At 71.6% G+C, this 26,387-nt stretch carries 24 protein-coding genes, 1 tRNA gene and 1 pseudogene; 13 read left to right on the top strand and 13 right to left on the bottom strand.

Going from position 1 to position 26,387, the window contains the following annotated elements; genetic code table 11:
• Window positions 1-197 precede the first annotated feature (197 nt).
• Window positions 198-1,433 carry an NAD(P)/FAD-dependent oxidoreductase gene (locus tag ABTW95_RS02870; RefSeq protein ID WP_500223972.1) on the top strand — a complete coding sequence of 412 codons (1,236 nt, stop codon included), beginning with the start codon at window positions 198-200 and terminating at the stop codon, window positions 1,431-1,433.
• 51 nt (window positions 1,434-1,484) lie between these two features.
• Window positions 1,485-2,123 (top strand): GTP cyclohydrolase I FolE, encoded by a 639-nt coding sequence (folE, locus tag ABTW95_RS02865; protein ID WP_500223970.1) that lies wholly within the window; start codon window positions 1,485-1,487, stop codon window positions 2,121-2,123.
• A gap of 28 nt (window positions 2,124-2,151) precedes the next feature.
• Here folE and ABTW95_RS02860 read toward each other — a convergent pair whose 3' ends face one another.
• Window positions 2,152-3,084 (bottom strand): AraC family transcriptional regulator, encoded by a 933-nt coding sequence (locus tag ABTW95_RS02860; protein WP_396448097.1) that lies wholly within the window; start codon window positions 3,082-3,084, stop codon window positions 2,152-2,154.
• Between the two features lie 118 nt (window positions 3,085-3,202).
• Between ABTW95_RS02860 and ABTW95_RS02855 the strand changes: the two genes are divergently transcribed.
• Both ABTW95_RS02855 and ABTW95_RS02850 read left to right on the top strand, forming a co-directional pair.
• Complete coding sequence (locus ABTW95_RS02855) at window positions 3,203-3,949, top strand: class I SAM-dependent methyltransferase (protein WP_500223967.1); 747 nt, start codon at window positions 3,203-3,205, stop codon at window positions 3,947-3,949.
• Window positions 3,950-4,027: 78 nt separating this feature from the next.
• Window positions 4,028-5,050, top strand: coding sequence for an LLM class flavin-dependent oxidoreductase (locus ABTW95_RS02850; RefSeq protein ID WP_500223965.1), 1,023 nt, complete (start codon window positions 4,028-4,030; stop codon window positions 5,048-5,050).
• Between the two features lie 140 nt (window positions 5,051-5,190).
• Here the strand turns inward: ABTW95_RS02850 and ABTW95_RS02845 are convergent, their stop codons facing one another.
• The 3 genes from ABTW95_RS02845 to ABTW95_RS02835 form a co-directional block, all read right to left on the bottom strand.
• Entirely contained in the window at window positions 5,191-5,724 is a 534-nt protein-coding gene (locus ABTW95_RS02845; protein ID WP_396448101.1) for a GNAT family N-acetyltransferase, read from the bottom strand.
• A gap of 106 nt (window positions 5,725-5,830) precedes the next feature.
• Complete coding sequence (locus ABTW95_RS02840) at window positions 5,831-6,637, bottom strand: SDR family NAD(P)-dependent oxidoreductase (protein ID WP_500223962.1); 807 nt, start codon at window positions 6,635-6,637, stop codon at window positions 5,831-5,833.
• 95 nt (window positions 6,638-6,732) lie between these two features.
• Entirely contained in the window at window positions 6,733-7,182 is a 450-nt protein-coding gene (locus tag ABTW95_RS02835; RefSeq protein ID WP_500223960.1) for a hypothetical protein, read from the bottom strand.
• 227 nt (window positions 7,183-7,409) lie between these two features.
• Here ABTW95_RS02835 and ABTW95_RS02830 point away from each other — a divergent pair, with 227 nt between their 5' ends.
• Window positions 7,410-8,603 (top strand): site-2 protease family protein, encoded by a 1,194-nt coding sequence (locus ABTW95_RS02830; protein ID WP_500223957.1) that lies wholly within the window; start codon window positions 7,410-7,412, stop codon window positions 8,601-8,603.
• Between the two features lie 48 nt (window positions 8,604-8,651).
• Here the strand turns inward: ABTW95_RS02830 and ABTW95_RS02825 are convergent, their stop codons facing one another.
• A complete protein-coding gene (locus ABTW95_RS02825; RefSeq protein ID WP_500223955.1) occupies window positions 8,652-9,389 on the bottom strand; it encodes a helix-turn-helix domain-containing protein in 738 nt (245 codons plus the stop codon).
• 286 nt (window positions 9,390-9,675) lie between these two features.
• On the opposite strand from ABTW95_RS02825, the gene ABTW95_RS02820 reads away from it, so the two are divergent.
• Window positions 9,676-10,626: an ATP-binding cassette domain-containing protein gene (locus tag ABTW95_RS02820; RefSeq protein WP_500223953.1), complete on the top strand. Its 951-nt coding sequence runs from the start codon at window positions 9,676-9,678 to the stop codon at window positions 10,624-10,626.
• Window positions 10,623-11,397 (top strand): annotated as a pseudogene (locus tag ABTW95_RS02815) (ABC transporter permease). Before ABTW95_RS02820 ends, ABTW95_RS02815 begins: the two are co-directional and overlap by 4 nt.
• 141 nt (window positions 11,398-11,538) lie before the next feature.
• On the opposite strand, the gene ABTW95_RS02810 reads toward ABTW95_RS02815, so the two are convergent.
• From ABTW95_RS02810 to ABTW95_RS02775, 8 genes are all read right to left on the bottom strand, one after another.
• The gene (locus ABTW95_RS02810) at window positions 11,539-12,669 is read right to left on the bottom strand and encodes a sensor histidine kinase (protein WP_396448109.1); all 1,131 of its coding nucleotides are present in this window, start codon (window positions 12,667-12,669) and stop codon (window positions 11,539-11,541) included.
• Window positions 12,662-13,336, bottom strand: a complete 675-nt coding sequence (locus ABTW95_RS02805) for a response regulator transcription factor (RefSeq protein ID WP_396448111.1) — start codon at window positions 13,334-13,336, stop codon at window positions 12,662-12,664. Before ABTW95_RS02805 ends, ABTW95_RS02810 begins: the two co-directional genes overlap by 8 nt.
• 58 nt (window positions 13,337-13,394) lie before the next feature.
• A complete protein-coding gene (locus ABTW95_RS02800; protein ID WP_500223950.1) occupies window positions 13,395-13,970 on the bottom strand; it encodes a VanZ family protein in 576 nt (191 codons plus the stop codon).
• A gap of 68 nt (window positions 13,971-14,038) precedes the next feature.
• A complete protein-coding gene (locus tag ABTW95_RS02795) occupies window positions 14,039-15,019 on the bottom strand; it encodes a D-alanine--D-alanine ligase family protein (protein ID WP_500223949.1) in 981 nt (326 codons plus the stop codon).
• Window positions 15,016-16,089 carry an alanine racemase gene (gene alr / locus ABTW95_RS02790; protein WP_500223947.1) on the bottom strand — a complete coding sequence of 358 codons (1,074 nt, stop codon included), beginning with the start codon at window positions 16,087-16,089 and terminating at the stop codon, window positions 15,016-15,018. The genes ABTW95_RS02795 and alr overlap by 4 nt, the downstream gene beginning before the upstream one ends.
• Window positions 16,086-16,622: a M15 family metallopeptidase gene (locus tag ABTW95_RS02785; protein ID WP_396448115.1), complete on the bottom strand. Its 537-nt coding sequence runs from the start codon at window positions 16,620-16,622 to the stop codon at window positions 16,086-16,088. The genes alr and ABTW95_RS02785 overlap by 4 nt, the downstream gene beginning before the upstream one ends.
• Before the next feature lie 484 nt (window positions 16,623-17,106).
• Window positions 17,107-17,613 (bottom strand): pyridoxamine 5'-phosphate oxidase family protein, encoded by a 507-nt coding sequence (locus ABTW95_RS02780; protein WP_500223944.1) that lies wholly within the window; start codon window positions 17,611-17,613, stop codon window positions 17,107-17,109.
• Between the two features lie 1,221 nt (window positions 17,614-18,834).
• A tRNA-Leu gene (locus tag ABTW95_RS02775) sits at window positions 18,835-18,917 on the bottom strand.
• Window positions 18,918-19,045: 128 nt separating this feature from the next.
• Between ABTW95_RS02775 and ABTW95_RS02770 the strand changes: the two genes are divergently transcribed.
• The 6 genes from ABTW95_RS02770 to ABTW95_RS02745 are packed head-to-tail and all read left to right on the top strand — an operon-like array spanning window position 19,046 to window position 26,384.
• Complete coding sequence (locus tag ABTW95_RS02770) at window positions 19,046-19,801, top strand: FHA domain-containing protein (protein ID WP_396448117.1); 756 nt, start codon at window positions 19,046-19,048, stop codon at window positions 19,799-19,801.
• Window positions 19,802-19,812: 11 nt separating this feature from the next.
• A complete protein-coding gene (locus ABTW95_RS02765; protein WP_396448118.1) occupies window positions 19,813-20,301 on the top strand; it encodes an FHA domain-containing protein FhaB/FipA in 489 nt (162 codons plus the stop codon).
• The gene (locus ABTW95_RS02760) at window positions 20,298-21,866 is read left to right on the top strand and encodes a Stp1/IreP family PP2C-type Ser/Thr phosphatase (RefSeq protein WP_396448119.1); all 1,569 of its coding nucleotides are present in this window, start codon (window positions 20,298-20,300) and stop codon (window positions 21,864-21,866) included. The genes ABTW95_RS02765 and ABTW95_RS02760 overlap by 4 nt, the downstream gene beginning before the upstream one ends.
• Window positions 21,867-23,453 carry an FtsW/RodA/SpoVE family cell cycle protein gene (locus tag ABTW95_RS02755; RefSeq protein WP_396448120.1) on the top strand — a complete coding sequence of 529 codons (1,587 nt, stop codon included), beginning with the start codon at window positions 21,867-21,869 and terminating at the stop codon, window positions 23,451-23,453.
• A gap of 10 nt (window positions 23,454-23,463) precedes the next feature.
• Window positions 23,464-24,945 carry a peptidoglycan D,D-transpeptidase FtsI family protein gene (locus ABTW95_RS02750; protein ID WP_396448121.1) on the top strand — a complete coding sequence of 494 codons (1,482 nt, stop codon included), beginning with the start codon at window positions 23,464-23,466 and terminating at the stop codon, window positions 24,943-24,945.
• Window positions 24,942-26,384, top strand: a complete 1,443-nt coding sequence (locus ABTW95_RS02745; protein ID WP_396454276.1) for a serine/threonine-protein kinase — start codon at window positions 24,942-24,944, stop codon at window positions 26,382-26,384. Before ABTW95_RS02750 ends, ABTW95_RS02745 begins: the two co-directional genes overlap by 4 nt.
• The last annotated feature ends 3 nt before the right edge of the window (window positions 26,385-26,387 follow it).

Below are 26,387 nucleotides of genomic sequence, written 5' to 3'. Positions count from 1 at the left end.
AGCGTGCATCGAAGTGCACGCGCGTACGGTGCGCCCTCGCCTGCCCGCGCATCGACTGCCCGCGGGCGGCCGGGGGACGACGGGGGCGGCCGCCTCGACGACGGCCGGGGCCGGTTCGGCGCGCGAATCCGAGCCCCGGCCGTACCACATCGACCACCGTCCGGCCGCCACGGCCGGCGAGGAGAGGAAGAGCAGCGATGAGCACCGAACCAACCTTCGTCATCGTCGGGGCGGGCCTGGCCGGCGCCAAGGCGGCCGAGGCGCTGCGCGAGCGCGGCTTCACCGGCCGCGTCGTGCTGATCGGCGAAGAGAGCGAGCGGCCGTACGAGCGTCCGCCGCTGTCGAAGGGCTACCTGCAGGGCGGGCAGGAGCGCGAGAAGGTGTTCGTGCATCCGGGTGACTGGTACGACGGCCACCAGGTCGAGCTGCGCTTGGGCACGCGCGTCACCGAGCTGGACCGGGACCGCAAGACGGTCGCCCTCGCCGATGGCGGAACGATCGCCTACGACAAGCTGCTGCTGGCCACCGGCGCCACCCCGCGGCCCCTCCCCGTGCCCGGCGCCGACCTGGACGGCGTGCTCTACCTGCGCCGGCTGGGGGACTCCGAGGCGATCCGGGGCAGGTTCCGGCAGGCCCGCCGGGTCGCGTTCGTCGGCGGCGGGTGGATCGGCCTGGAGGTGGCCGCCGCCGCCCGGCTGGCGGGCGTCGAGGCGACCGTGCTGGAGGCCGACGAGCTGCCGCTGCAGCGGGTCCTCGGGCCGAAGATCGCGGGCGTCTTCGCCGATCTGCACCGCGAGCACGGCGTGGATCTGCGGCTCGGCGCCAAGATCACCGAGATCACCGGGGACGCGGGCAAGGCGACCGGTGTGCGGCTGGCGGACGGCACCCGCATCGACGCCGACGCGGTGGTCGTCGGCATCGGCGCCGCGCCCGACACGTCCCTGGCCGCCGGCGCCGGGCTGGACGTCGGCAACGGCGTCCTGGTCGACGCCTCCCTGCGCACCAACGACCCGGACGTGTACGCCGCCGGAGACGTCGCCAACGCCTTCCACCCCCTGCTGCACAGGCACATCCGGGTCGAGCACTGGGCCAACGCCCTGAACCAGCCCGCCGTCGCCGCGGCCTCGATGCTCGGCGAGGACGCCGTCTACGACCGCCTGCCGTACTTCTACACCGACCAGTACGACCTCGGCATGGAGTACTCCGGATACGCCGAGCCCGAGAGCTGCGACGACGTCGTCGTCCGCGGCGACCTCGCCGGCCGGCAGTTCATCGCCTTCTGGCTCGCCGGCGGCCGCGTCCTGGCCGGCATGAACGTCAACATCTGGGACGTCAACAAGGACATCCAGCGCCTCGTGCGGTCGGGCCGGACGATCGACCCCGCCGCGCTCGCCGACCCGGACGCGCCGCTCGACCGGCTCCTGGACGCCTGAGCGCGGACGCGCCGTCCGCCGTCCGCACTCGACAACGAAGGCGAAACCGACATGCACTCTCAGATGAACTCCGTCCACCTGCCCGACGCCGCCGCCCGCGCCCGCGGGCCCCTGCACGTCGTGCCCGACGACAGCGGCGTGGACCTCGACGCCGCCGAAGAGGCCGCCGCCCAGTTCCTCGCGGCGCTGGGCGTGGCGACCGACTCCGAAAGCCTCCGCGGCACACCGCGCCGCATGGCCCACGCGTACGCCGAACTCTTCAGCCCGCGGCCCTTCGACCTCACCACCTTCCCCAACGACGAGGGCTACGACGAACTCGTCCTCGTCCGCTCGATCCCGCTGCGCTCGGTGTGCGAGCACCACCTCCTGCCGTTCGTCGGCACCGCCCACGTCGGCTACCTCCCGGGCCAGCGCATCCTGGGGCTGTCCAAGCTCGCCCGGATCGTGGAGCACTTCGCCTGCCGTCCCCAGGTGCAGGAACGCCTCACCAAGCAGGTCGCCGACTGGCTCCAGGACAGCCTCGCGCCCAAGGGCGTCGGGGTCGTCATCGAAGCCGAGCACACCTGCATGACCCTGCGCGGCGTCCAAGCCACCGGCACGCGCACCCTGACGTCCACGCTTCTCGGGCTCCTGCGCACCGACGCCCGCACCCGCGCCGAATTCCTCGCCGGGGTCACCGGCAAGGACTGACCGGACGCCCCCCGGGGAGTGACGGCCGTCAGGGCCATGCTCGTTCGGCGCGACGCCATCGCTGCGGGGTGATGCCGTAGCGGCCGCGGAATCGCCGGACGAGGTAGGCGGCGTCGCGCAGCCCGGCCCGGGCCGCCACGGCGTCGAGCGGCAGGTCGGTCTCGCGCAGCATCCGGCGCACTTCGATCATGCGCCGCTCGGTGATCCATTCGAGCAGGGGCCGCCCGGTGCGCCTGCGGAGGACGGTCGTGAGGTGCCCGGGGGTGTAGCCGAGCGCGCGGGCGACGTCCGAGGCGGAGACCGGTTCGCGGAACACGGCCTCGATCTCGGCGAAGACCTGCTCGACGAGCGGATCCGGTGCGCCGGGCGCGGCGGGCGCCAGCCGCGCGGCGGCCACCAGCAGCCGGGTGAGCGCGGCGGCGGCGGCCTCGTGGGCGCCGAGGCGGCCCGGATCGGCGAGTTCCGCGGCCAGCTCGGCCGCCCACGCCGACCAGGCCGCCCGGTCGGGCGCGGCCACCCGCCCGTACCCCGCGCCGGGCGCGAACAGGGCGAGGAGGGGCTGGTGCGCCCACGCCAGCGGGGAGACCGACGCCAGGGCCGGGACGGCGTCCGGGAGGAACGCGACCGCCCAGGCCCGGCCGCCGGCGAGTTCGGCGACGGCCGCGGCCTCGATGACCTGACCGGGCGACACGGCGTGCACGTCGCCGGCGCGCAGCGGCCGCTCCGTGCCGTCGATGACGACCGAGCCCGCGCCTTCCTCGACGTAGACGAGCGTGAGGAAGTCGTGGGCGTGGCGGTGGTTCGGCGGGAGGCCGGCGTGGGCCGCGCCGTCGAACCGGATCACCGACACCGCGGGCGCGCCGGGCCGCTGCCGGTAGCGGTAGACGGGCGTCCCGTCGAGCCGCACCGTGCCCAGCGCCGCCCCGGCGCCCAGCGGGGCACCGACCGAAGAATGTCCCATAGCCGCCAAAGTATGTCCTGCTCCAGATCCACGGAATATCCAAGACTGGAGGTGATGACCCGGGATCGGCCGCGAGCCACCGCAGGCCGGCCCGCCACCTGACGCACAAGGAGCACCCATGGCGGCTTCCGCCCGCGTACGCATCCTCGACCACCGCACGCCGCAGGAGCGCGACCGCCCGTTCCTGCCCGGCGCGGGCAAGACCTGGCTTCTGCCGTTCTACGACGCCCTCACCCGGCTGGGCGGCGTCCGCGTGCTGCACCGGCGCGCGGTCGAGATCGCCGGGATCGAACCCGGGCAGGCGGTCGCCGACGTCGGCTGCGGCACGGGCAACCTGTCGTTCGCCGTCCTCGCGGCCCAGCCGAGCGCGCGGGTGACCGGCCTGGACCCCGACCGCGCCGCCCTGCGCAGAGCGGCGCGCAAGGCGCGCCGCCGCGGCGTCGCCCTCACCCTCGTGCAGGGGTACGCCGACCGCATCCCCGCCGAGGACGCCTCGCTGGACCATGTGGTCTCCGCGCTGGCCCTGCACCACGTCGACGACGAGAGCCGGGCCGCGTTCGCGCGCGACGCGCTGCGCGCCCTCCGGCCCGGCGGAAAGATCACCATCGCCGACTTCGGCGGCCCGGCGTCCGGCGGAGGCGGCGGGCACGACTCGCACGGCGGCGGCCCGGCCCACGCCCTCCGGCACCTGCCCGGCCTCATCCGTCCCCGGACGGCCCATGCCCCCGCCGCGGCCGGCGACCACGACGACGGCATCGTCGCGCTGCTCACCCGGGCCGGGTTCGCCGACGCCCGGGAGGTCGCGCACTCCGACCACAGGTTCGGCCGGGTCGCGTTCGTCCAGGCGGGCCGGCCGGCCAGCTGAACCGAACCTTTCCCGGCACCTGGGGTCCGCCTGACCCCACGCCGGAATCCCGAGGGCGCCGAGACGGTTGACGCCGATGTGAAGAAGATCGGCTTTCTCTCGTTCGGTCATTGGAGCGACGGCGCGGGCTCGCGGACCCGGTCGGCGGCGGACGCACTGCTGCAGTCGATCGATCTCGCCGTGGCCGCGGAGGAGCTGGGCGCCGACGGCGCCTACTTCCGGGTGCACCACTTCGCCAGGCAGCTGGCCTCGCCCTTCCCGCTGCTGTCCGCGATCGGCGCGAAGACCTCGCGGATCGAGATCGGCACCGGCGTGATCGACATGCGGTACGAGAACCCGATGTACTTCGCCGAGACCGCCGGGGCCGCCGACCTGATCTCCGGTGGGCGGCTCCAGCTCGGCATCAGCCGGGGGTCGCCGGAGCAGGTCATCGACGGGTGGCGGTACTTCGGGTACGAGCCGGCCGAGGGCGAGACCGACGCCGACATGGCGCGCAGGCACACCGAGGTGCTGCTCACGGTGCTGGAGGGCAAGGGCTTCGCCCAGCCCAACCCTCGCCCGATGTTCCCGAACCCGCCCGGGCTGCTGCGCATCGAGCCGCATTCGGAGGGGCTGCGCGACCGCATCTGGTGGGGCTCGGGCTCCAACGCCACCAGCGTCTGGGCGGCGAAACTCGGCATGAACCTGCAGAGCTCCACGCTGAAGGACGACGAGACGGGCGAGCCGCTGCACGTCCAGCAGCGCAAGCAGATCGAGGCGTACCGGCAGGCGTGGAAGGACGCCGGACACGAACGCGAGCCGCGCGTGTCCGTCAGCCGCAGCATCTTCGCGCTGACCAGCGACCTGGACCGCGCCTACTTCGGCCGCGACGCCGACTCGCGCGACCAGATCGGGATGATCGACGAGAAGACCAGGGCGGTCTTCGGGCGCACGTACGCGGCCGAGCCGGACGAGCTGGTCAAGCAGCTCGCCGGCGACGAGGCCGTCCAGGCCGCCGACACGCTGCTGCTCACCGTCCCCAACCAGCTGGGCGTGGACTACAACGCGCACGTCCTGGAGAACATCCTGACCTACGTGGCGCCCGAGCTCGGCTGGCGCTGAAGGCCGCATGTCCCGGCCACGGCCCGGCGACCGAACGGGACCTCGCCTACTGGGCGACGCTCACCCTCACCGACATGCGCGCCGGCCTCGCCAAGGTGCGCCCCGGAGGGAGCGCCGCCTTGCCGAGGGGCGGTGGGCGGCTAGGCGGTGGGGGTCCAGAAGCGGAGTCTGCCGCCGTGCTCTCCCTCGAACACGCCGCCGTTGGCCTCGATCACCTTGCGGGAGGCGACATTGTCCACATCGCAGGTGATCAGCGCGGATTCGATGCCGAGCGAACGTGCGATCGGGAGCGCTTCCTTGAGCATGTACGTGGCGTGGCCGCGGCGGCGCGCGGATTTGCGGACGTCGTAGCCGATGTGACCGCCGATTTCGCGGAGGAAGTCGTTGAGCCGGTGGCGGATCGCGATGCGGCCGAGATATTCGTCCCCGTCGATCAACCAGAGGTTGGTGGCCGTCACGAAGCCTTCGCGGCGGGGAGTCCGCTGCTCGTCCACCAGCATCTGCACGTAGCGGCCGAACACCTCGGGGTCGCGCCAGGTGTCGCCGAATTCGCGGAGTTCCTGCGCGATCGAACTCTCGTCACGGGGGTCCGCCCGGCCTTCCGCGCGGAACTCTTCCATCGCGTCCAGGAAGGATTCATGAACGGCGGTGGTCGGCGGCACGAGCTTGCGCATGTCCCATTCTCTAGCGCGGAGGGCACCCGGGCGGCAAAGCAATTTCCACGGGCGCGGGGCGCTGCCCGTGGCCGGTGTTCTGGACGGCCACGGGCAAGCCCATGCCTCAGATCTCCTTGAGGAAACCGGAGTCGACCGCGTAGTCGGCGCCGGTCGTGCTCGCCGAGCGCGGCGACGCCAGGTGGACGATCACGTCCGCGACCTCCTGCGGGTCGGCGAGGCGGCCGGTCGTGAGGTCCATCATCTCGGCGGCGCCGCCGTCCAGCACCGCGTCGCGGTCGGAGCCGGTCGCCGCGGCGATGACGTCGGCGGCGCCGCCCTCGTCCGTCCACCACGGTGTCCGGACCGGGCCCGGCGAGACCGAATTGACCCGGATGCCCTGCGGCGCGAACTCTTCCGACATCCCCTTGGTCAGGTTGTTCAGCGCCGCCTTCGCCGCGTTGTAGTCGTGGTTCATCGGCCCGGGGCGCCGCCCGTTGCCCGACGACACGTTCACGATCGACGCCGCGCCGCTCCGCAGCAGATGCGGGACCGCCGCCCGCACCGCCCGGACCACCGCGAACAGGTTGAACTCGAACATGTCGCGCCAGTCGTCGTCCGACAGGCCCGCGAAACCGAACCGCGGCAGCGTCGCCCCGGGCGGCGGGCCTCCCGCGTTGTTGACCAGCACGTCGAGCGCGCCGAACTCCGCCACGGCCCGCTCCACGGCCATCGCCGGGGCGGCCGGGTCCATGAGGTCGGCGGGGACGTGCAGCAGGTTCGGCCCGGCGAGCGCGTCCAGTTCCGGCCCCGGCTTGCGCGACACCGCCGCCACGCGGGCGCCCTCGTCCAGCAGCGTCCGCACGACCGCCAGTCCGATGCCCTTCGACGCCCCGGTGACGACGGCGACGCGTCCGGCAAGCCGCAGATTCATGAGTTTCCCTTTCAGAGAGCGACCACGCCCGATCGGACGTGGACCCTCTGAACCCCGCGGCGGCCGGCCGGGTTGCAGCCCGGCCGCGGACGGCGTCAGTCCAAGGCGTCGTACACGCCGGCGGCGACGGCGCCGTAGGCGAGGTGGGGCACGGCGTCCATCAGCCAGTCCGCCGCCGACCATTCGCGGGGGTCGGTCAGGCCGAGCGCCGTCATCGGCGCGCTCGAACCGAGCATGGCGAGCACCGTCAGGGCCGCGGTCGCGACCGGCTTCGGGACGCTGCGGCCCCCGGCGACCGCTCCGTACACGGCGCCGGCGCCGAGGCCGGTCCCGAAACCGAGCATCGGGCCGAGCCCGGCCTTCCTGTTCTCCGCCTTCTCACCGTCGCCGAGTCCGACTCCGGCAGCGTCCGCGATCATCTCCACGCTCTGGTCGGGGGTACTGCTGGCGGGACGTCCCCGAAGCGCCATGTCGAGGTACGTCACCACATTGAGGGCGGTGGTCCCGGCGGCGCCGGCGATCAGTCCGCGCGTCAGTCTGTCCATGCCTCCGCGTTACCCGCCCAATCCGCGAAACCACCCGCCCCCACCCGCTATGCGCGCGGCGGAGACCGCCCCATCGCAGGAGTGCCCGCAGGCCGGCGGCGGGTCCGGTGTCGCGGCTGCGGAAAGCCGTGCGGGATGGGGCTTCGCGGGGGCGCTGGACGGCATAGAACGTCCGGGCAGCGGGTAACTCATCGCTACCCGGGAAGCGCGGCGGACGAGGGAGACCGATGAGGGAGTCGATCCGGCTCGGCCGTATCGCCGGCATCAGAGTCGGTCTCAACTACAGCGTGATCGTCATCGTGGTGATCCTGGTCTTCGGGCTGGCCTTCGGCAGGTTCCCCGAGGTGAAGCCGGGCCTCGCCACCTGGGCCTACGTCGTGGCGGGCATCGTCAGCGCACTGCTGCTCCTGGTGTCGCTGCTGGTCCACGAGCTGGCGCACGCGGTCGTCGCGCGGCGCAACGGCATCGAGGTCGCGGGCATCACGCTGTGGCTGCTCGGCGGCGTCGCCGAGCTGCGCGGCGAACCGCGCTCGGCGGGCGCGGACCTGCGCATCGCCGTCGTCGGCCCGCTCGCCAGCCTCGTCGTCGGCGGCGTCTTCGCGGTCGCCGCCGCGGTGGCGCACGCCGCGACCGGCCCCGGCCTCGGCGTGGAGACGCTCGCCTACCTGGCCGGGATCAACGGGCTGCTCGCCGTCTTCAACCTGATCCCCGCCGCGCCGCTGGACGGCGGGCGGGTCCTGCGCGCGTTCCTGTGGTGGCGCCGCGGCGACCGGACCGCCGCCGCCGTCACCGCCGCCCGCGCCGGCCGCCTGTTCGGCTACATCCTGATCGCCTTCGGGTTCATCCAGTTCGTCGTCGGCGTCGGTTTCGGCGGGCTGTGGCTGATCCTGATCGGCCTCTTCGTCGTCGGCGCCGCCAGCTCCGAGGAGCAGCAGACCCGGGTCAACGCGGCGCTGCACGGCGTCCGCGTCGGCGAGGTCATGACCCCCGACCCCGTCGTGGCGGACGCCGCGCGGACGGTGCAGAGCCTCATCGACCAGGTCGTCCTGTCGCACCGCTTCTCCACCTACCCGCTGGTCGAGGACGGCCGCCTGGCGGGCCTGGTGACGCTGAACCGCATCCGGTCGACGGCCCCGGAGGAGCGCTCGGTGCTCCGCCTCGCCGACATCGCGTGCCCGCCCGACCAGGTGCCGACCGCCCATCCGGACGACCTGCTGACCGACCTGCTGCCCCGCATGGCCGGCTGCACCGACGGCCGCGCCGTGGTGCTGGGCGACGGCGGGCAGGTCGTGGGGCTGGTCAGCCCGAGCGACATCAGCCGGACGATGCAGCTGAGCGACTTCCGCGGCAGCCGCCCCTACCCGCCCCCGCGCGGCGCCGACCTGATGATCCCGCACGAGGAGCGGACCTGGCGGCCGTGACCCGCCGGTGGCGGCCGCCGCGGCGGTGTGGGACACCGCGGCGGCCGCCTAGCCGCTCGGCTCGGCCGGCGACCCTTCGGGGTTTGTATAGAGGAGGTCGCGAGCCTCTTCCGCGGCGCGGGCGAAACGCTCGCCGACGTAGTCGAGGTAGCGGGCGATCTTCTCGAGGCGGAGCGCGGCCGGGGTGCCGGGGCCGAGCACTTCGACCCCCTGCCGGATGACCTCGACCTGGTCGGCGATGTCGCGGGCGCTGGCCATCATCGACTGGTAGTAGAGGTCGTTGTCGACGACGTACCGCTCGCGGCGGTTCTCGTCGCGCTCCCGGCGGACGAGCGTGTACCTCTCCAGCGAGGCGATCGCCTTGGAGATGGACGCCGGGCTCACCTGGAGACGCTGGACGAGTTCGGACGCGGTCAGGCTGCCGGAGTCGGTGGTGTGGAGGCAGACCAGCACCCGCGCCAGCATCTTGGGCAGGCCCGACGCCATCAGGACGGCGGTGAAGTTCTCTTCGTACTCGCGGAGGGCCTCGGCGTCGCGTCCGTGCGGCAGGGGCGCCGGGGCGGCCCCCCGGGGCGCGGCGGGCCCGCGCCGGCGCGCGCGCCGTTCGGCGGCGTGGTGGGCCAGGTCGGCGCGGTACCCGGTGGGGCCTCCGTTGCGCATCACCTCGCGCGTGACCGTGGAGGTCGGGCGGCCGAGGCGCCTGGCGATCTCCGCGTAGGCGAGCCCGTCGGCCACCCCCGCGGCGATCTGCCGGCGTTCCTGCTGGGTGAGCCTGCCCCCTGGCATCGCGTCCTCCCTCACGCTCCCGGTGACGGCACCATAGCGTTCACCTGACATCCATTGCAACGAGCCATGTACTCCTCCGTTGCGTTACTTGCAACTCAGTTGCAACGATTTCTCAATTCTGAGCTGCATGTATGCACAGCAAACGCAACAAGACTGTTGATGGATCTCTAAACGCAACGTAGCTTTTCCAATATCGGAAACAACCGTCCGGGCAGGAGACAACGACGCACACGGTCGCCGCCCCGCCCGCAGCCTGTGACGACAGCCCTGATCAAGGAGCCTCCCGATGACGAACCCGGCGATCGCGGCCCGAGGGCTGCGCAAGTCCTACCGCGACAAGAACGGCGAGAAGGTCGTGCTCGACGGCATCGACCTGACCGTCCCCGAAGGGACGATCTTCTCCCTGCTCGGCCCGAACGGAGCAGGCAAGACGACCACCGTCCAGATCCTGTCCACCCTGCTCCGCGCCGACGGCGGAACCGTCCGGGTCGCGGGATACGACCTCGCCCGGCAGGCCGACGACGTCCGCGGCGCGATCGGCGTCACCGGCCAGTACTCGGCGGTCGACAAGCTGCTCACCGGCGAGGAGAACCTGCTCCTGATGGCCGACCTGCGGCACCTTTCCCGCCGGGACGGCAGGCGCAGGGCCGCCGAGCTGCTCGACCGGTTCGACCTGGCCGACGCCGGACGCAAGCCGGCCGGCACCTACTCCGGCGGCATGCGACGCCGCCTCGACCTGGCGATGACCCTGGTCGGCGACCCCCGCCTCATCTTCCTGGACGAACCGACCACCGGCCTGGACCCGCGCAGCCGCCGCACCATGTGGGGCATCGTCCGCGAACTGGTCGCCGGCGGCGTGACGGTCTTCCTGACCACCCAGTACCTGGAGGAGGCCGACGAACTCGCCGACCGCATCGCCCTCCTCGACCGCGGACGGCTGATCGCCGAAGGCACCGCAGGCGAACTCAAGCGCCTCATCCCCGGCGGCCACATCGAACTCGCCTTCGCCGACGCCGGCCTGCTCGACGCGGCCCGCACCGCCCTCGGCGCGGGCATCGCCGACCCGGAGGCGCTGACCCTGCAGGTGCCGGGCGACGTCGGCGTCCGCGCGATCCGCGAACTGCTCACCGTGCTGGACGAGCGCTCGATCGACATCGCCGAGATGAGCGTCCACACCCCCGACCTCGACGACGTGTTCCTCACCCTGACCGGCCGCCAGAAGGAGAACGCCCGATGAGCACCCTCGCCCTCGCCGCCCGCGACTCGTCCACCATGGTCCGGCGCCAGCTCAAGCGGATGCTCCGCTACCCCTCCATGACCGTGCAGCTGATCATCACGCCGGCGATCCTGCTGCTGCTGTTCGTCTACGTCTTCGGCGGCACCCTGGGCGGCGGGCTCGGCGGCGACCGCCGGACCTACGTCGACTACATCGTCCCCGGCATCCTGCTCATGGCGGCCGCCACCGCCGCCACCGGAACCGCCGTCATGGTCGCCACCGACATGACCGAAGGCATCATCGCCCGCTTCCGCACCATGCGGATCTCCCGGGCCTCCGTCCTGACCGGACACGTCGTCGCCAGTGTCATCCAGCAGCTGCTGAGCATGGCCGTCATCATCGCCATCGCGCTGGCCATCGGCTTCCGCCCCAACGCCACCGCCACCGAATGGGCGGCCACCGCCGCCCTGCTCACCCTGTTCGCCGTGGCGATCACGTGGCTGTCGGTCGCCCTCGGCCTGAAGTCGCCCACCCCCGAGGCCGCGAGCAACGCCCCGATGCCACTGATCCTGCTGCCCTTCCTGGGCAGCGGCTTCGTCCCCACCGACTCGATTGCCCGCCGCCCTGCGCTGGTTCGCCGAATACCAGCCGTTCACCCCCATCATGGAGACGATCCGCGGCCTGCTCCTCGGCACCCCGATCGGCAACAGCGCCGCCATCGCCACCGCATGGTGCGCCGCGATCGCCGCCCTCTCGTACCTGTGGGCCAAGCGCACCTTCAACAAGTCGTGACCGACGTCCCCCATCAGGGCCGCCAGACTCCACAGGTCTGACGGCTCTGAACCACGTCCACTCAAGCCGCGGCGGGACGCGCATCCACCGAAGGTCAGGCGACTCACCCAGCGGACGTCAGCAGCCCCGATGGGGTCGGCGTCACCGGACGTCCCATCGACCCGCGAGACTCCCGTTCGGGGACGGGACCGGCGCCAACCGGGGGAGTCGGATCGTGACGATAAGACCGCCCTCAGGCCGGGGCGTCAGGTCGAGGCTCCCGTCATGTGCCCGGACGATGCTGTGCACGATGGCCAGCCCGAGGCCGACACCGGCGTGCTCGTCGTCGTTGCGCACACGCCGCGTCCCGCGCTGGAAGGGCTCGGTAAGGGTCGGAACCAGCTCCCAAGGAAGCAGCCGCCCCGTGTTCTCGACCCGCAGCACGCTCACGTCGTACTGCGACTCGGTGTGGACGGTCACGGTCCCGCCGTCGGGAAGGTTGTGCACGATCGCGTTCTGGACGAGGTTCGTCACCATCCGCAGGATCAGTTCCCCAGACCCCACGATCCGTGTCGCCTCCCCGGTGACCTCAAGCGTGATCTTTCGCTTCTCCGCCAGCGGAAGCAGCGTTTCGGCGACTTCTTCGGCGACAAGAGACAGGTCGACGGGCTCGCGGGTGAAACTCCTGCGGTCGCTGCGGCTCAGCAGCAAAAGCGCCTCGGTGAGGTCGATCGCCCGCGCGTTGACGGTATGGAGTCGTTCGATCAGGTCGCCCTGGTCCCGCGTGGGGTCGTTGCGGGCGACATCGAGGAGCGTCTGCGAAATCGCCAGCGGGGTGCGCAGTTCATGGGAGGCGTTGGCGGCGAACCGCTGCTGCTCGGTGACGTGGGATTCGAGCTGTTCCAGCATGGTGTCGAACACGTCGGCGAGCACGCGGAATTCGTCGTTCGGGCCTTCGAGGCGGATCCGGTGGGACAGCGACCCGTTCGCGGCCATCCGCGCCGCGTCCGTGATCCGGGTGAGCGGCGCGAGCATCCGGCCGGCGAGGATCCAGCCGCCCAGCAGGCCGAACAGCAGGAGGAACGCCAGCGCCGTGATCGCGCGGGGCACGAAGGCGCGCAGGAGATCCGAGCGGTTGGGCACGAATCCGAGCGCCATGATGGGGCCGTCCGGGACGTAGCGCAGCAGGAACACCCACACGACGGCCAGCAGAAGACCGCCCGCCAGGAAAAGGAATCCGGCGTAGCTGAGGGTCAGTTTCAGCCGGGCGCTCAGCCCCGGACGCCTATCCATCGCTCTCGCCGGTGTCGATGCGGTAGCCGACACCGGGCACCGTGGCGATCAGCCACGGTTCACCGAGCCGTTTGCGCAATGCGGAAACGGTGATGCGCACGGCATTGGTGAAGGGGTCGGCGTTCTGGTCCCAGGCCCGCTCGAGCAGCTCTTCGGCGCTGACGACACCGCCCTCGGCGGCGACGAGGATTTCGAGGACCGCGAACTGCTTGCGGGTGAGCGCGACGTAGCGTCCGTCCCGGAACACCTCGCGGCGGAAAGGGTCCACGCGCAGCCCCGCGATCTCGCTGACCGGGGGCCGGACGTACGCGCGCCTGCGGTCGAGCGCCCGCAGCCGCAGGACGAGCTCGCGGAGCTCGAACGGCTTGGTGAGGTAGTCGTCGGCGCCGAGCTCGAACCCGGACGCCTTGTCGTCGATCCGGTCGGCGGCGGTGAGCATGAGGATCGGCATGCCGCTGCCGGAGGCGACGATGCGCCGGGCGATCTCGTCGCCGGACGGCCCGGGGATGTCGCGGTCGAGGACGGCCAGGTCGTAGGAGTTGACGCCGAGCAGTTCGAGGGCGGAGTCGCCGTCCCCGGCGATGTCGGCGGCGATCGCCTCCAGCCGCAGACCGTCCCGGACGGCTTCGGCCAGGTAGGGCTCGTCCTCCACGATCAGCACACGCATGCTCGAAGGGTACGTAGCCCGGCATATCGCCGACGTATGCAAACCGGGCCCGGTCAGCTCACTGCCCCGCCGCCGGAGCAGACAGCGGACGATCGGGCGACGCTCCCTCCGCCGCGCGCCACCAGCGGCGCGACGCCACCGCGGCGATCCCGGCACCGGCCGCGTTGAGCAGCACGTCGTCCACCGAGGACACCCGGTCCAAGCGCAACACGTACTGCGCCGTCTCGACCAGAACCGAGCAGCCGGCCCCGACCGCCAGCATGCGCGGCACCGACGCCAGCGCCGCGAACCGCAGCGGGGCGAAGAACCCCAGCGCCGCGAACACCAGCAGATTCCCGACGATCTGCCTCGCCGCCGTCCCCGGATCTCCGTTGAGGATCACGGAGAGGTCCCGCAGCGGCACCAGGTTCACGCCGCCGCGGGCGCCCGGCAACATGATCATCCACACCCACGGCACGGTCCCGTAGAGGATGCCGACCTCGGCCAGCGACATGCGCCATGCCGCCCCGGCGCCGCCGGCGCGCCGGGAACCCGCCAGCGCCCACACCGCCACCGCGGCCGGCGGCAGCGCCGCCACCGTGACGAACACGACGCCGCTGAACGTACCGACCAAGCCGTACAGCCCCTCGGCCATGCCACCTCCACTGGCGGGAACGAACCGGTTGGACGACCGGCCGTGCTGATCAGTTCGACCGTCCGGCTTCACACGCCCACGGGCGACCTCCCAAGTCCGGGCACGGCAGCGGCATCGACCAGGCGCGCGACCAGCTGCTCGTAGCGCAGCCCGGCCGCCGCGAACATCCGCGGCACCTGGGACTCGGCCGTCATCCCCGGCATGGTGTTGACCTCGTTGAGGACGGGTCCGCGCTCGGTGAGGAAGAAGTCGATCCGGGCGACGCCGGCGCAGCCGAGCGCGTCGAACATCCGCAGCGCCGCCCCGGTCAGCGCCGCCCTGTCCGTGTCGCCGAGGTCGGCGGGCACGCTGAACCGGGCCGAGCCGTCGTACTTCGACCGCGTGTCGAACAGCCCGTCGGCGTGGATCTCCAGCGGCGGCGAGGCCCACCGGCGCCCGTCGGCCTCCCGCAGGACGGCCACGTCGATCTCCCGGCCCCGGACGACGTCCTCCACCAGGATCCGGTCGTCGAACCGCGCCGCGCACCGCAGCGCGTCCCGCAGCTCGGAGGCGTCGCGCGCCAGCGCGACACCGAAGCTCGACCCGGCCGAGACCGGCTTCACCACCGCACTCGCCCGGAAGTCGACATCGGCGATGTCCGCCGCCGCCACCAGCCGCCCGGGGGCGGTGCGAATCCCGACGGCCTCCGCCACGAGCTTGGTCGCCCACTTGTCGATGCCGAGCGCTCCGGCGCGCAGACCCGAGCCGACCATCGGCGTGTGCGCGAGGGCGCACAGCGCCGCGATGGTCCCGTCCTCCCCCGACGGCCCATGGAGCGCGGGGAAGACGACGTCGGCGCCGATGACGCCCAGCGCCGCCGCCAGGGACCCGGTGCCGGGCGCCCCGAGCGCCTCCGCTCCCCGCCGCCACGTCCCATCACGGTCGATGGTCAGCTCGACGACGTCGAATCCGCCGCCTCGCAGCGCCTCGGCGACCGCCGCCGCGGTGGCCAGGGAGACATCGTGCTCGGCGCTCTCCCCGCCGCCGATCACCACGACCCGCCGTGTCATGCGACGCTCCTCTCCACACGCGGCCCGATGCCGGTGACGATGGTGTGCGGGATGGTCCCGGCCCAGCGGGCCCAGTCCTGGACGGTCGGGACGGCTCCCCCGTCCGGGCCGAACACGGTCGCGCGCGTCCCGACCGGGAAGTACTCGGCCCCCGTGTCGACCACGATCTGATCCATCGAGACCCGTCCGGCCACGGGGTGGCGGCGCCCGCGGATCTCGACGCCGGCCTGGGGCGAGAGCTCCCGCGGGATCCCGTCGGCGTACCCGACGGGAAGGACGCTCAGATGGCCCGGACGATCGGTGACGTAGGCACCGCCGTAACCGACCGCGGTCCCGGCGGGGACCGCGGCCGTGTGCACGATCGGGGCGGTCAACCGCGACGCGCCGCGCATCTCCACGGTCCCGGACGGATCGATGCCGACCAGCCCCGCCCCGACGCGCACCATGTCGAAGTGCGTCGCCGGGTCGGTCAGCGCCCCCGACGTGGCCGCGAGATGGGTCAGCGGCGAACCGAACCCCGCCGCGTGCACCGCCTTCTGCGCCTGCCGCATGACGGCGACCGCCGGCGCGTTCGACACGGGATCGGCGCGGTCGGCCAGCGGAAGGTGCCCCATGACGCCCACCACCCGGACGTTCCGGGCACGCTTGGCAAGGCGGAACAGCTCGTCCCATTGCCCGCGCGGGCAGCCGCCACGGGACATTCCAGTGTCCACATGGAGATGAACCCGTACCGGCGACACAGCCCGCGCCGCAAGCTCACCGAGCTCGTCGACCGACCCGACCGCGATATCGATCCCCGTGGCCTCACAGTCGATCCCCGAAGGATGCAGCCACGTAAGGATCGGCACCGTCAGCCCCGCTGCCCGCAACGTGAGAGCCTCCGCGACGCTCGTCGTCCCGAGCCACCCGGCCCCGGCGGCGACGGCGGCCTTGGCGACCGTGACGGCACCGTGCCCGTAACCGTCGGCCTTGACCACCGCCATGATCGTGCTCCGAGTCCGCGCGCGGATCAGGGCCACGTTCGCGGCGACCGACTCGGGCAGCGTCTGCAAGGTGGGCGGCCGGTTCACGACCGCATCCTCGGGTCCTCGGTGGGGTCCGCGTACATGGGCTCGACGGCGCCGGGCCGCAGCTCGTAATGCCAGGGCTCGTTGGCGTAGATCTGGCACAGCCCGTACGCGGCCCCGTGCTCGCCCAGCCAGGCCGCGGCGTCGGGCGGACCGACGTCGACCGCCTCACCCAACACATGGGCGGACGTCTCAGCGGTGGCCACCCAACGCGCGGCCTCTTCCCGCGACCCGTACTTGAGGACGGCGCGGTCGAACATCCGCCGCTGATACTCGGGCGACCGCCAGCCACTGTTGACGAGAAGCTCGACCCCATCGGCCTCCGCGTCGACCGCCGCCCGCTGCAGGGCGCCATAAAGATCCCGGTCGAGCTTGCGAACCCCCGGAATCCCCCGGTCGAACACAGAGACCGCCACCGGAATGACGCCCTCGTCCAGCGCGCCCTGACCTACTCTGGCCACCGAAAGCGACGAAGTGAACGCCCTGAGCGACCGCCGCACACGGGCACCCCGGGCCGATGCTGCGCTGTAATACATGCCAACACCGAAACGGACCGCCTGTTGCAGCGCCGTATGCGTTTTTCAATACACCCGCAATACAACCCAACGACCAAGCCACATGGACCGTGGCCATAAAAGCCCTTGGACGTGGCGATCAGCCAGATATCGATCACGGCAACTGAATGGTGGGCCTCGTAACGAGCGCCCCGCTACTACGTGATGCACCCCCCCACAGGGCAGGGGTCGACAGATCGCCAACGGCCGTCCTCTCACCTGAGACGCGGCGGGGGACGGCCCAGCTTCCCGCCCAAGTGCCCCTGCACGGCTGGCGAACTCGGCCCAGCCCCCACCCTCTCGTTACCGGTGCGCCCGGCAGGCGCCCCATGGGAGGCCGACCGCGCGACACCTAGCCGGGACCGCCGCGCCCGGACTGATGACCTGAGAGGTCAACGGGACGGCGCAGCGGGTGATGGCGCGTCTGGCATGTGGGCAGAGGCAGACGGTGGCGACGGCAGACCGCTCAGGCGCGCTGACGCTCCTCCCGCCGCCGGACCAGCTCCTCGACCGCGCTGGGAAGGGTCGTCTCGAAGTCGATCAGCTTCGCCCACGTGGGGGTCACGACGATCCGGACCATGCCGTCGCTGTAGAGGGAACGCACCTCCGCCTCCCACTCGACCCGCTGCTCGGGAGTCATCTCGTAGGTGGTGTTCGCCTCCATGTACTCGTCCGGGATGCCATCGACGTAGTCGAGCTCGGCCCGCCCCCGGATGAGCAGGATCTTTGGCGGGTGCACCTCGGTGTCGATGGTCAGCGCGACCATCGGGTTCTCGCTCAGGGCCCGCAGCTTCGGGGCGTTCTTCGACGTGCACATGACGACCTCGGACCCGTTCCAGGCGAACCCGATCGGGATGACCCGCGGAGTGCCGTCCTCGGCGACATATGCCAGACGGGTCAGGTCACGGGCCAGTAGCTCCTGGCTGATGGGCCGGTTCAGAACCTCGGTGATCTCTTCCGGTCGCACGGTCATCCTCCCGTTGTCGTCTCACGCGGCCACTTCATGCCCGTTGGCGAAGCCGGCACGACGGTCCCCCGCTCATGCCCTAGATCTCGTCAACGATCGTGCGGGCCCGTAGGTACGGCCCACACGCAGACCGCGGCAACAGCGCCCCTTGCGCGCTCCCAACCATGGCCTTCTTCTCCTCACGCGGCTCCACGTTGCTCTTGGCGATCGGTAGCCGCCATGCACCCGTCTCCTCGAAGTCAGTCTCCGAGGCATACGCACGACAGCTCGCATCGTCATAAGCCCAAGCGCCACCACCTGCACCAGCGATGGGCAGCTGGACGTCACAGCCAACGACACCGAACCGGCGCACGGCAGTGGCCGGCGCACCTGTGGAGCGATACCCCATGGGCGGCAGGGCGGGTGAGCATTGGCGAGCACCCAAGTCGGCCGCAGCGGCAACACGGCATGCACCCGCAGACGAACACCCCCGGCAGGCACGAAACCGGCCCCTCACGTGGGTAATGGACGAAGACTCACATGCGGCGCAGTGACCAGCGATGACATCCCGACAACGAGCCCCAAGCGGGCGCAGTGAGTAGCAATGACGCCGCCCCAGGCGCAGACTCCAGGGCCTGGCGTAGGCAAGCGGTCGAAGCCCTAAGCGGCGCAGCATGGAGCAACGACGAACAGCCGCGAACGAACCGCAAGGGTCGCGGGCCAGCACGGCAGGCGGCAATGAAGCGCGCTCACTCACGCCCCCGCCCGGGGGCGAGGGGCAAGCCCCGGAGAGACAGCAAATGGTGACGGCAGGCGCTTGCGAACTAAGCACCAACGGTCGCCGGGAGCAGGGGCCAAAGCCCCACACGGTGGCAGAAGATGCGGGACGGGCCTCGCCGGCGCAGGGGGCGAGGGGGCGGAGCCCCCAAAAGCGAGCGCAGCGAGCCCGGGGGCAAGGGGCGAAGCCCCAAAAGCGAGCGCAGCGAGCGCCCGGGGGCAAGGGGCGAAGCCCCAAAAGCGAGCGCAGCGAGCGCCCGGGGGGCCGGAGCCCCACACGCTCCCGGACGGAGACCTCAGCCATCGCATGGGGGGCAAGGGGGCGAAGCCCCCAAAAAGCGAGCGCAGCGAGCGCCCGGGGGTGCGGGGGCGGAGCCCCTGCATCGGGGGTCCGGGGGTCGCCCCCCGGGTTAACATGACGAAGGAGTGGCGGCCCACGCTCTCCGTGGGCACACCACCCCCAACTCCGAGTGGGCGAGGAGGGATTTGAACCCTCACATCCTTTCGGACACACGGACCTGAACCGTGCGCGTCTGCCGTTCCGCCACCCGCCCATGGGTGCTCACCCGTTTCCGGGTGCCTCAAAAGGCTAGCACGGTCGGGGCAGTGGTTAGGTACTCGGATACTCCTAGCGAACCTTCGCACCGATACGATCGTCTACCAGTGGGGAAGGGAGGTGCCCGTGGGCGTCATTCAGCGCTTCGAGCGACGGCTGGAGGGCATGGTCGAAGGGGCCTTCGCCCGTGCCTTCAAGTCGGAGCTGCAGCCGGTCGAGGTGGCCAGTGCTGTGCAGCGCGAGATGGACGATAGGGCGGCGATCGTGGCGCAGGGCCGCACGCTCGTGCCGAACGACTTCGTCGTGGAGATCTCTCAGCAGGACGGGCAGCGGCTGCAGGTCTATGCGGACAGCCTGAGCCAGGAGCTGGCGAATCTGGCGCGGGAGTACGCGAAGGAGCAGGGGTACTCCTTCGTGGGGCCGGTGCGGGTGCGGTTCGAGAACGCGGGGGATCTCGCCACGGGCATGTTCCGGATCCGGTCGGGGGTGATCCGGGGCTCGACGGTGGAGGGCGGCGAGATCCGCCGGCCGGTGAGCGATGTTCCGCAGGGCGGCCGGGGCGGTGTCTTCGGGGGGAACCCGCGGCTGCTGGTGACGACGGCCGTGGAGGGTTCGGACACGACGCAGCGCACCTATGAGATCAATACACCCGTGACTCTGCTCGGTCGTGGCACGGATTGCGACCTGCGCCTCGTCGATCCGGGCGTTTCCCGGCACCATGCCGAGATCCGCGTAGAAGGTCCCGAAATCGCTCTCGTGGATCTAGGGTCGACCAACGGCTCGTTCGTGAACGGGCAGCCCATCCGGCGGGTCACGCTGGTGGACGGCTCCCGGGTGACGATGGGCCGGACAACCCTTGTGTTCCGCCGCGATAGGGAGTAACCCCGACTCCGATGTCCCCATTCACCCTCACGCTGATCAAGCTGGCGTTCCTGGCGTTGCTATGGCTGTTCGTCATCCTGGCCGTCGGCGTGATCAGGGCCGACCTGTTCGGCTCGAGGGCCGCCACGAAGGCGGCCGCGCGCCCGTCCCCGTCCCGGCCCCCCCGGCAGCCGAAGCCGCAGCGGCAGCAGCGGAGCGCCCAGCACGGCGCGCCGACGAAGCTCGTGGTGGTGCAGGGGGAGCGAACCGGCACCGTCATCGATCTGACGGGGGTGCCGATCACCATCGGCCGGGCGAATGACGCCACTCTGGTCGTGACCGACGACTACGCTTCCAGCCGGCATGCCCGACTTTTCGCGCAGGACGGTCAGTGGATCGTGGAAGATCTCGGCTCGACCAATGGGACGTACCTCGGACGCACGAAGGTGAGCCGGCCGATGCCGGTCCCGCCGGGCGTACCGGTCCGTATCGGCAAGACCGTGATCGAGCTGCGCAAATGACTCTGGGAATCCGCTACGCCGCGCGCTCCGACGTCGGCATGCTGCGCGAGGGCAACGAGGACTCGGCGTACGCGGGCGCGCACCTGCTCGCGGTGGCCGACGGCATGGGCGGGCACGTCGGCGGCGAGATCGCGAGCGCGGCGGCGATCGAGGCGCTGCGGTCGCTCGACAAGGACCTGCCGGCGACGGAGCTGCTGGCGGCGCTGGAGCACACCGTCAAGGCGGCGAACGACAACCTGCACCGGATCGTCGAGTCGGACCCGGCCCTGCAGGGCATGGGGACGACGCTGACGGCGATGCTGTGGGCGGGCAACCAGGTCGCGCTGGTGCACATCGGGGACTCCCGCGCGTACCTGCTCCGCGACGGCAGCCTGTTCCAGATCACGCACGACCACACGCTCGTCCAGTCGCTGGTGGACGAGGGGCGGATCAGCCCGGACGAGGCGGCGTCGCATCCGCAGCGGTCGCTGCTGCTGCGGGCGCTGGACGGCCGCGGCGAGGTCGATCCCGACCTGTCGCTGCGCGAGGCGAAGGTCGGCGACCGGTACCTGCTGTGCTCGGACGGCCTGTCGGGCGTCGTCACCGCGGAGACGATCTTCCAGGTGCTGACCGACGTGGACGATCCGGAGCAGGCCGTCCGGCAGCTGATCGACCTGGCGAACCGGGGCGGCGGCCCCGACAACATCACCTGCGTGGTCGCCGACGTGGTGGACCTGGAGCGCCAGCCGCCGACGGGCGGCCCGGGCCAGGCGGTGGGGGCGGCGGCGAACGCCGCGCCGCCGGAGCCGCCGGGCGGCGGGCCGGGCGCGAACACGACGGTGGCCGACACCCCGGCGGGCCGGGCGGCGCAGCTGCGCGACACGCGCCCGCAGCCGCCCGTGGCGGTGGACGAGCGTCCCCCGCCGCCGGCCCCGGCGCCGATGGCCGACCCGATGGGCGGCCCGCCCGCGCCGATGCGGCAGGCGCCGATGGAGCGGCCGCGGGGCGGCGCCCGCCGCTGGACGTGGCTGGTCGTCGTGGCGGGCGTGGTCGTCGTCGGCGTCGTCGCGGGCGGTTTCGTGCTGCTGCAGAACGTCCGGAACGGCTACTACATCGGCGCGGAGAACGGCAACGCGGTCCTGTTCCGGGGGACGCCGCAGAAGGTGCCGGGCCTCGACCTCTCCCGCAAGGCGGACGCGAAGGGGCTGCAGCCGATCAAGGTCGACGACCTCCCGCAGGACCTGCAGCAGCAGGTCAAGGCCACCTACACGGTGGACGGCCCGGACGCGTGGCAGATGCTGGTGGACCGGGTCTGCAAGTACTCGTTCACCGAGGAGTCCGGCCGTGTCGGCGTCGTGCGCGGCCGCGGCCAGGACGACTGCCAGGAGAAGAAGATCCAGACCAGCGACCTGCGGATCGACCAGCTGCCCACGTCCGACGCGGCGAAGGTCCGGAAGGGCGAGGCCAAGCTCATCGGGCGGGAGGCGGTGACGGCGGAGCTGAACCGGCTGCAGACCCGCCGCGACGAGTGCAAGAAGAGCAACCCGGGCATCCCGGACTGCCCCACCAGCGGGGGGAGTTCGTAGATGCACTCGCTCGGGGAGCAGATCAGGGCGCGCCTGCCGTACCAGCAGCGCAACGCGGCCTCGCTGGCGCTGCTCATCTTCGCGATGGTGCTGACGCTGTCGGCGTTCGCGGAGGTCGGGCTGGCCCGCGACGGCAGCCTCCCCGCCGGGTTGTTCGTGTACGGCGGCGGCCTCGCGGTGCTGGCGTTCATCGCCTACTTCGTCCAGGCGAAGTTCACCCCGTACGCCGACCCGCTGCTGCTGCCGCTCGCAGTGGCGCTGAACGGCCTCGGGCTGACCATGATCTACCGGCTCGACCTGGACACCAGCGCCGACCGCAAGGCCGCGGCGCTGGCCGGCAAGAAGCTCGTCGAGGACGCCGCGGACGCCCCCAGCCAGCTGATGTGGACGTTCGTCGGCATCGCGCTGTTCGTCGGCGCCGTCCTCATCATGCGGGACACCGACAAGACGGACGCGCCGCTGTCGTTCACCCCGAAGACGGCGCAGCGCTACACGTACCTGATCGGGCTCACCGCCGTCATCCTGCTGCTGCTGCCGATCGTCCCGGGCATCGGCGCGGAGATCAACGGCGCCCGGGTGTGGATCCACCTGGGTCCGTTCTCGGTGCAGCCGGGCGAGTTCGCGAAGCTGCTGCTGGTCGTGTTCTTCGCCGGCTACCTGGTGAACAAGCGGCAGGCGATGTCGCTGATCGGCAAGAAGGTCGGCCCGGTCAGCCTGCCGCGGGGCCGCGACCTCGGCCCGATCGTGGTGATCTGGTTCTTCTGCCTGGGCGTGCTGTTCCTGCAGAAGGACCTCGGTACCGCGCTGCTGTTCTTCGGCCTGTTCGTGTCGATGCTGTACATCGCGACGCAGCGGGTCTCGTGGGTGGTGATCGGCGTCGGGCTGCTCGCGGTTGGCGTGTTCATCGCGACGCTGCTGCCGTTCATGGGCCACGTGAACCAGCGCATCGACATCTGGCAGAACCCGAAGCCGTACTTCGACGGCGGCTGCCTGCTGGAGAGCGGCAAGGTCGTCCCGGTCAACCCCGACACCGAGATCTATAAGAAGTACGACAAGCCGGGCGTGGTCTCGCCCGGTTTCACCGCCTGCGCGAACCTGGGCGGTGAGTACTCCGACAGCGCGCAGCTGATGAAGGGGCTGTTCGCGCTCGGGGAGGGCGGCGTGCTCGGCACCGGGCTCGGCCAGGGCGAGCCGTGGCGGACGCCGCTGTCCTTCAGCGACTTCATCTTCGACTCGCTCGGCGAGGAGCTCGGGCTGACCGGGTTGATGGTGATCCTGCTGATCTACGCGTTGATCGTGCAACGCGGGATGAAGACGGCCGTGGCGGCGCGGGACCCGTTCCTGAAGCTGTTCGCGGGCGGCGTGTCGTTCGTGCTGGCGCTCCAGGTCTTCGTGATCGTCGGCGGCGTCACCCGGCTCATCCCGCTCACCGGTCTCACGACTCCGTTCCTGTCGCAGGGCGGCTCGTCGCTGATGGCCAACTGGATCCTGATCGCGATCCTGGTGCGGATGAGCCATGACGCGCGCAAGCCGGCCCCGCAGGCGATCCAGGACGAGGGCATGACCCAGATCGTGAGCACGAGGTGACTTCCCCCCGATGAATATGGACAAGCCGGTCCGGCGGGTGGCGATCTTCGCGCTGCTGCTGTTCTTCGGGCTGATGGCGCAGGTCAACTACGTCCAGGGCAGCCAGGCGGAGGATCTGCGGACCGACTCCCGCAACAGCCGGCAGTACGCGGACGTGTTCAACTCGCCGCGTGGCCAGATCTCCGCGGGCGGCGAGGTGCTGGTGACGTCCAACGAGACCGGGAAGGACAACCCGAAGTACGGCCGGTCGTACAAGGAGGGGCCGGTGTTCGCGCCGGTCACCGGGTACTTCAACGGCAGCGCCACGCAGGTCGAGCGGGCCTACAACTCGCTGCTCGGCGGCAAGGACAAGCGGATCACCCAGCAGCACTGGTTCGACCTGTTCATCGGCAAGAAGGCGGACGGCGCGAACGTCGAGCTGACGATCGACCCGGACGCGCAGCGCACCGCGTACGCGCAGCTGAAGGCGCGGACGCAGCAGGGCCGCCGCGGCGGCGCCGTGGTGATCGACGTGAAGACGGGCGCGGTGAAGGTGGCGGCGTCGTGGCCGTCGTTCGACCCGAACGAGGTGGCGCCGCAGACCGGTGAGAAGGGCGCGAAGCGGCTGGAGCAGCTCGACGAGGGCAACGGCGTCATCAAGCCGCTGGTCGACAACGCGCTGAGCCAGACGTTCCCGCCGGGCTCGTCGTTCAAGACGGTGGTGTCCGCGATCGCCATGCAGAAGCTGAACGTCAACAGCTCCACGTCGGTGAACACCGGGCAGCTGATCCTGCCGGAGTCGGGCCGCCCGCTGCCGAACTCGCACGACAGCGGCAGCTGCGGCGGGACCGCCTCGCTGCGCGGCGCGTTCGCCGAGTCCTGCAACACCACGTTCGCGAAGATGGCGCTGGACATGGGCATCCAGGGGCTGCACGACGGGTCCGCGGAGTTCGGGTTCGGCAAGCGGATCGAGCTGGAGCCGGACTTCTACTCGGCGAAGAGCGACGTCCCGGTGGCGTACACGGACGCGAACGGCAAGACCACCCCGACCGGCCGGGACGGGACGGCCCGCTCCGGCATCGGCCAGGAGAACGTGCGCGCCACGCCGCTGCAGATGGCGATGGTGGCGTCCGCGGTCGCCAACAACGGCAAGATCATGAGCCCGTACGTGGTGCAGAAGGTGCGGGCGAAGGACCAGAGCGAGCTGTACAGCGCCTCGCCGAAGGAGTTCGCCGAGCCGATGACCGGCGACCAGGCCCGGCAGCTGGAGGACATGATGCGCGCGGTGGTCGCCGAGGGCACCGCGAAGAACCTGCAGGGCATGCGGATCGCCGGCAAGACCGGTACGGCCGAGCAGGGGCCGGGCAACCCGAACGCCAACTGGTTCGTCGGGTTCAGCCCGACGGACAACCCCCGCTACGCGTTCGCCGTGATGACCGAGGCCCAGGGCTCCGGCGCCGGCAACGCCGGCCCCATCGCGGGGGCCATCATGGCTAAGGTCCTGCAGAAGTGAGCACGGGCCTCGTCCTCAACCACCGGTACCGGCTGCTGGAGCGGCTGGCCATCGGCGGGATGGGCGAGGTCTGGCGCGCGGTGGACGAGGCGTCCGGCCGGCATGTCGCGGTGAAGCTGCTGCGCCGGGAGTTCGGGTCGGACCTGCGGGCCCGCGGCCGGTTCGAGTCGGAGGCGCGGTTCGCGGCGGAGCTGCGGCATCCGGGGATCGCTCGGGCGTTCGACTTCGGCGAGCACGGCGGCCGGATGTTCCTGGTGATGGAGCTGGTGCCGGGCGAGCCGCTGGACGAGATCCTGGCGCGCGACGGCGGGCTGCCGCTGGAGGCGGTCCTCGACCTGCTGGTGCAGGCGGGGCGTGCGCTGACGGTCGCGCACGAGGCGGGGATCGTGCACCGGGACGTCAAGCCGGCGAACCTGATGGTGTCCCCGGACGGCACCCTGAAGATCACCGATTTCGGGATCGCGCGGCGGCTGGCCGCGGCGTCGCAGACCCAGACCGGGATGGTCATGGGGACGGCGCACTACATCTCGCCGGAGCAGGCGCAGGGCAAGGAGCTGTCGCCGAAGGCGGACCTGTACTCGCTGGGCGTGGTGGCCTACGAGTGCCTGACGGGCGCGCCGCCGTTCGACGGGTCGACGCCGGTGGAGGTGGCGCTCAAGCACGTCCGGGACGCGCCGGCGGAGCTGCCGCGCCGGGTGCCGCCGCCGGCCAGCGACCTGATCATGGAGATGCTGGCGAAGGACCCGCGGGCCCGGCCGCGGGACGCGGGGACGGTCGCGGCGCGGGCGCTGGCGATCCGCGCGGCGCTCAGCACGTCCCGGGCGCCCGGCGCGGGCCGTCCGGCGGTGCCGGCGGCCGCTCCCGTCCGCGCCCCGGGTGCTCCCGGCAGAGACCCCATCGTTACGCAATCGGCTGCTTTGTCGGGATTTGACGCCGACCGGGCGGCGGATAACCTCTCGCGTGGGACAGTGCAACGACGCACGGCGGTGGCGTACGCGTCGGTCGCCGCCGTCCTCGTGCTGGTCTGCGTGATCGTCATCGGTTCGCTGTGGAAGGGCCTGGCGTTCGCCGGATCGGGCGGGGACGAGCGGGATCCGCCGTCCAGCCCGGCCACCGGCCCCGTGGGCGGCGACCTCCCGGACGACCTCGTGGACGACCCCGCGGTCCGTCCCAGCGCCCCGCCCACGCGCCGGAAGGCCGCGACCCCGGAGCGCCCGGCTGCCACCCCACGGCACCGGACGCATAGGATCCGTCCGTCAACGCGGGTGACGCCCAAGACGTCTCCTTCACATAAGCCATCCACGAAATCGCCCCGGGCGACTCCCACCGCCCCAGAGCCAACACCCACACCGACGGGGAGCACCACGACTCCGTCAACTCCGAGCCCGGTTCCCTCGCCGACCCAGAGCGGGAAGCTAGGTTCGGAGGACAAGGTGTAGACG

Origin of the sequence: Spirillospora sp. NPDC127506 (assembly GCF_040302145.1) — a bacterium.
In the GTDB taxonomy this organism is placed as follows: domain Bacteria; phylum Actinomycetota; class Actinomycetes; order Streptosporangiales; family Streptosporangiaceae; genus Spirillospora.
Note: the sequence above shows the minus strand (reverse complement) of the source record. Positions and strands in the feature narration are given on the sequence as shown.

Coding starts and splice junctions, on each gene's coding strand:
- ABTW95_RS02750 (WP_396448121.1), top strand. CDS start 23,464: ATGAATATGGACAAGCCGGTCCGGCGGGTGGCGATCTTCGCGCTGCTG.
- ABTW95_RS02845 (WP_396448101.1), bottom strand. CDS start 5,724: ATGCGCAAGCTCGTGCCGCCGACCACCGCCGTTCATGAATCCTTCCTG.
- ABTW95_RS02755 (WP_396448120.1), top strand. CDS start 21,867: ATGCACTCGCTCGGGGAGCAGATCAGGGCGCGCCTGCCGTACCAGCAG.
- ABTW95_RS02805 (WP_396448111.1), bottom strand. CDS start 13,336: ATGCGTGTGCTGATCGTGGAGGACGAGCCCTACCTGGCCGAAGCCGTC.
- ABTW95_RS02835 (WP_500223960.1), bottom strand. CDS start 7,182: ATGGACAGACTGACGCGCGGACTGATCGCCGGCGCCGCCGGGACCACC.
- ABTW95_RS02855 (WP_500223967.1), top strand. CDS start 3,203: ATGGCGGCTTCCGCCCGCGTACGCATCCTCGACCACCGCACGCCGCAG.
- ABTW95_RS02765 (WP_396448118.1), top strand. CDS start 19,813: ATGTCCCCATTCACCCTCACGCTGATCAAGCTGGCGTTCCTGGCGTTG.
- ABTW95_RS02860 (WP_396448097.1), bottom strand. CDS start 3,084: ATGGGACATTCTTCGGTCGGTGCCCCGCTGGGCGCCGGGGCGGCGCTG.
- ABTW95_RS02785 (WP_396448115.1), bottom strand. CDS start 16,622: ATGTATTACAGCGCAGCATCGGCCCGGGGTGCCCGTGTGCGGCGGTCG.
- folE (WP_500223970.1), top strand. CDS start 1,485: ATGCACTCTCAGATGAACTCCGTCCACCTGCCCGACGCCGCCGCCCGC.
- ABTW95_RS02870 (WP_500223972.1), top strand. CDS start 198: ATGAGCACCGAACCAACCTTCGTCATCGTCGGGGCGGGCCTGGCCGGC.
- ABTW95_RS02795 (WP_500223949.1), bottom strand. CDS start 15,019: ATGACACGGCGGGTCGTGGTGATCGGCGGCGGGGAGAGCGCCGAGCAC.
- ABTW95_RS02840 (WP_500223962.1), bottom strand. CDS start 6,637: ATGAATCTGCGGCTTGCCGGACGCGTCGCCGTCGTCACCGGGGCGTCG.
- ABTW95_RS02820 (WP_500223953.1), top strand. CDS start 9,676: ATGACGAACCCGGCGATCGCGGCCCGAGGGCTGCGCAAGTCCTACCGC.
- ABTW95_RS02800 (WP_500223950.1), bottom strand. CDS start 13,970: ATGGCCGAGGGGCTGTACGGCTTGGTCGGTACGTTCAGCGGCGTCGTG.
- ABTW95_RS02830 (WP_500223957.1), top strand. CDS start 7,410: ATGAGGGAGTCGATCCGGCTCGGCCGTATCGCCGGCATCAGAGTCGGT.
- ABTW95_RS02825 (WP_500223955.1), bottom strand. CDS start 9,389: ATGCCAGGGGGCAGGCTCACCCAGCAGGAACGCCGGCAGATCGCCGCG.
- ABTW95_RS02760 (WP_396448119.1), top strand. CDS start 20,298: ATGACTCTGGGAATCCGCTACGCCGCGCGCTCCGACGTCGGCATGCTG.
- ABTW95_RS02780 (WP_500223944.1), bottom strand. CDS start 17,613: ATGACCGTGCGACCGGAAGAGATCACCGAGGTTCTGAACCGGCCCATC.
- ABTW95_RS02810 (WP_396448109.1), bottom strand. CDS start 12,669: ATGGATAGGCGTCCGGGGCTGAGCGCCCGGCTGAAACTGACCCTCAGC.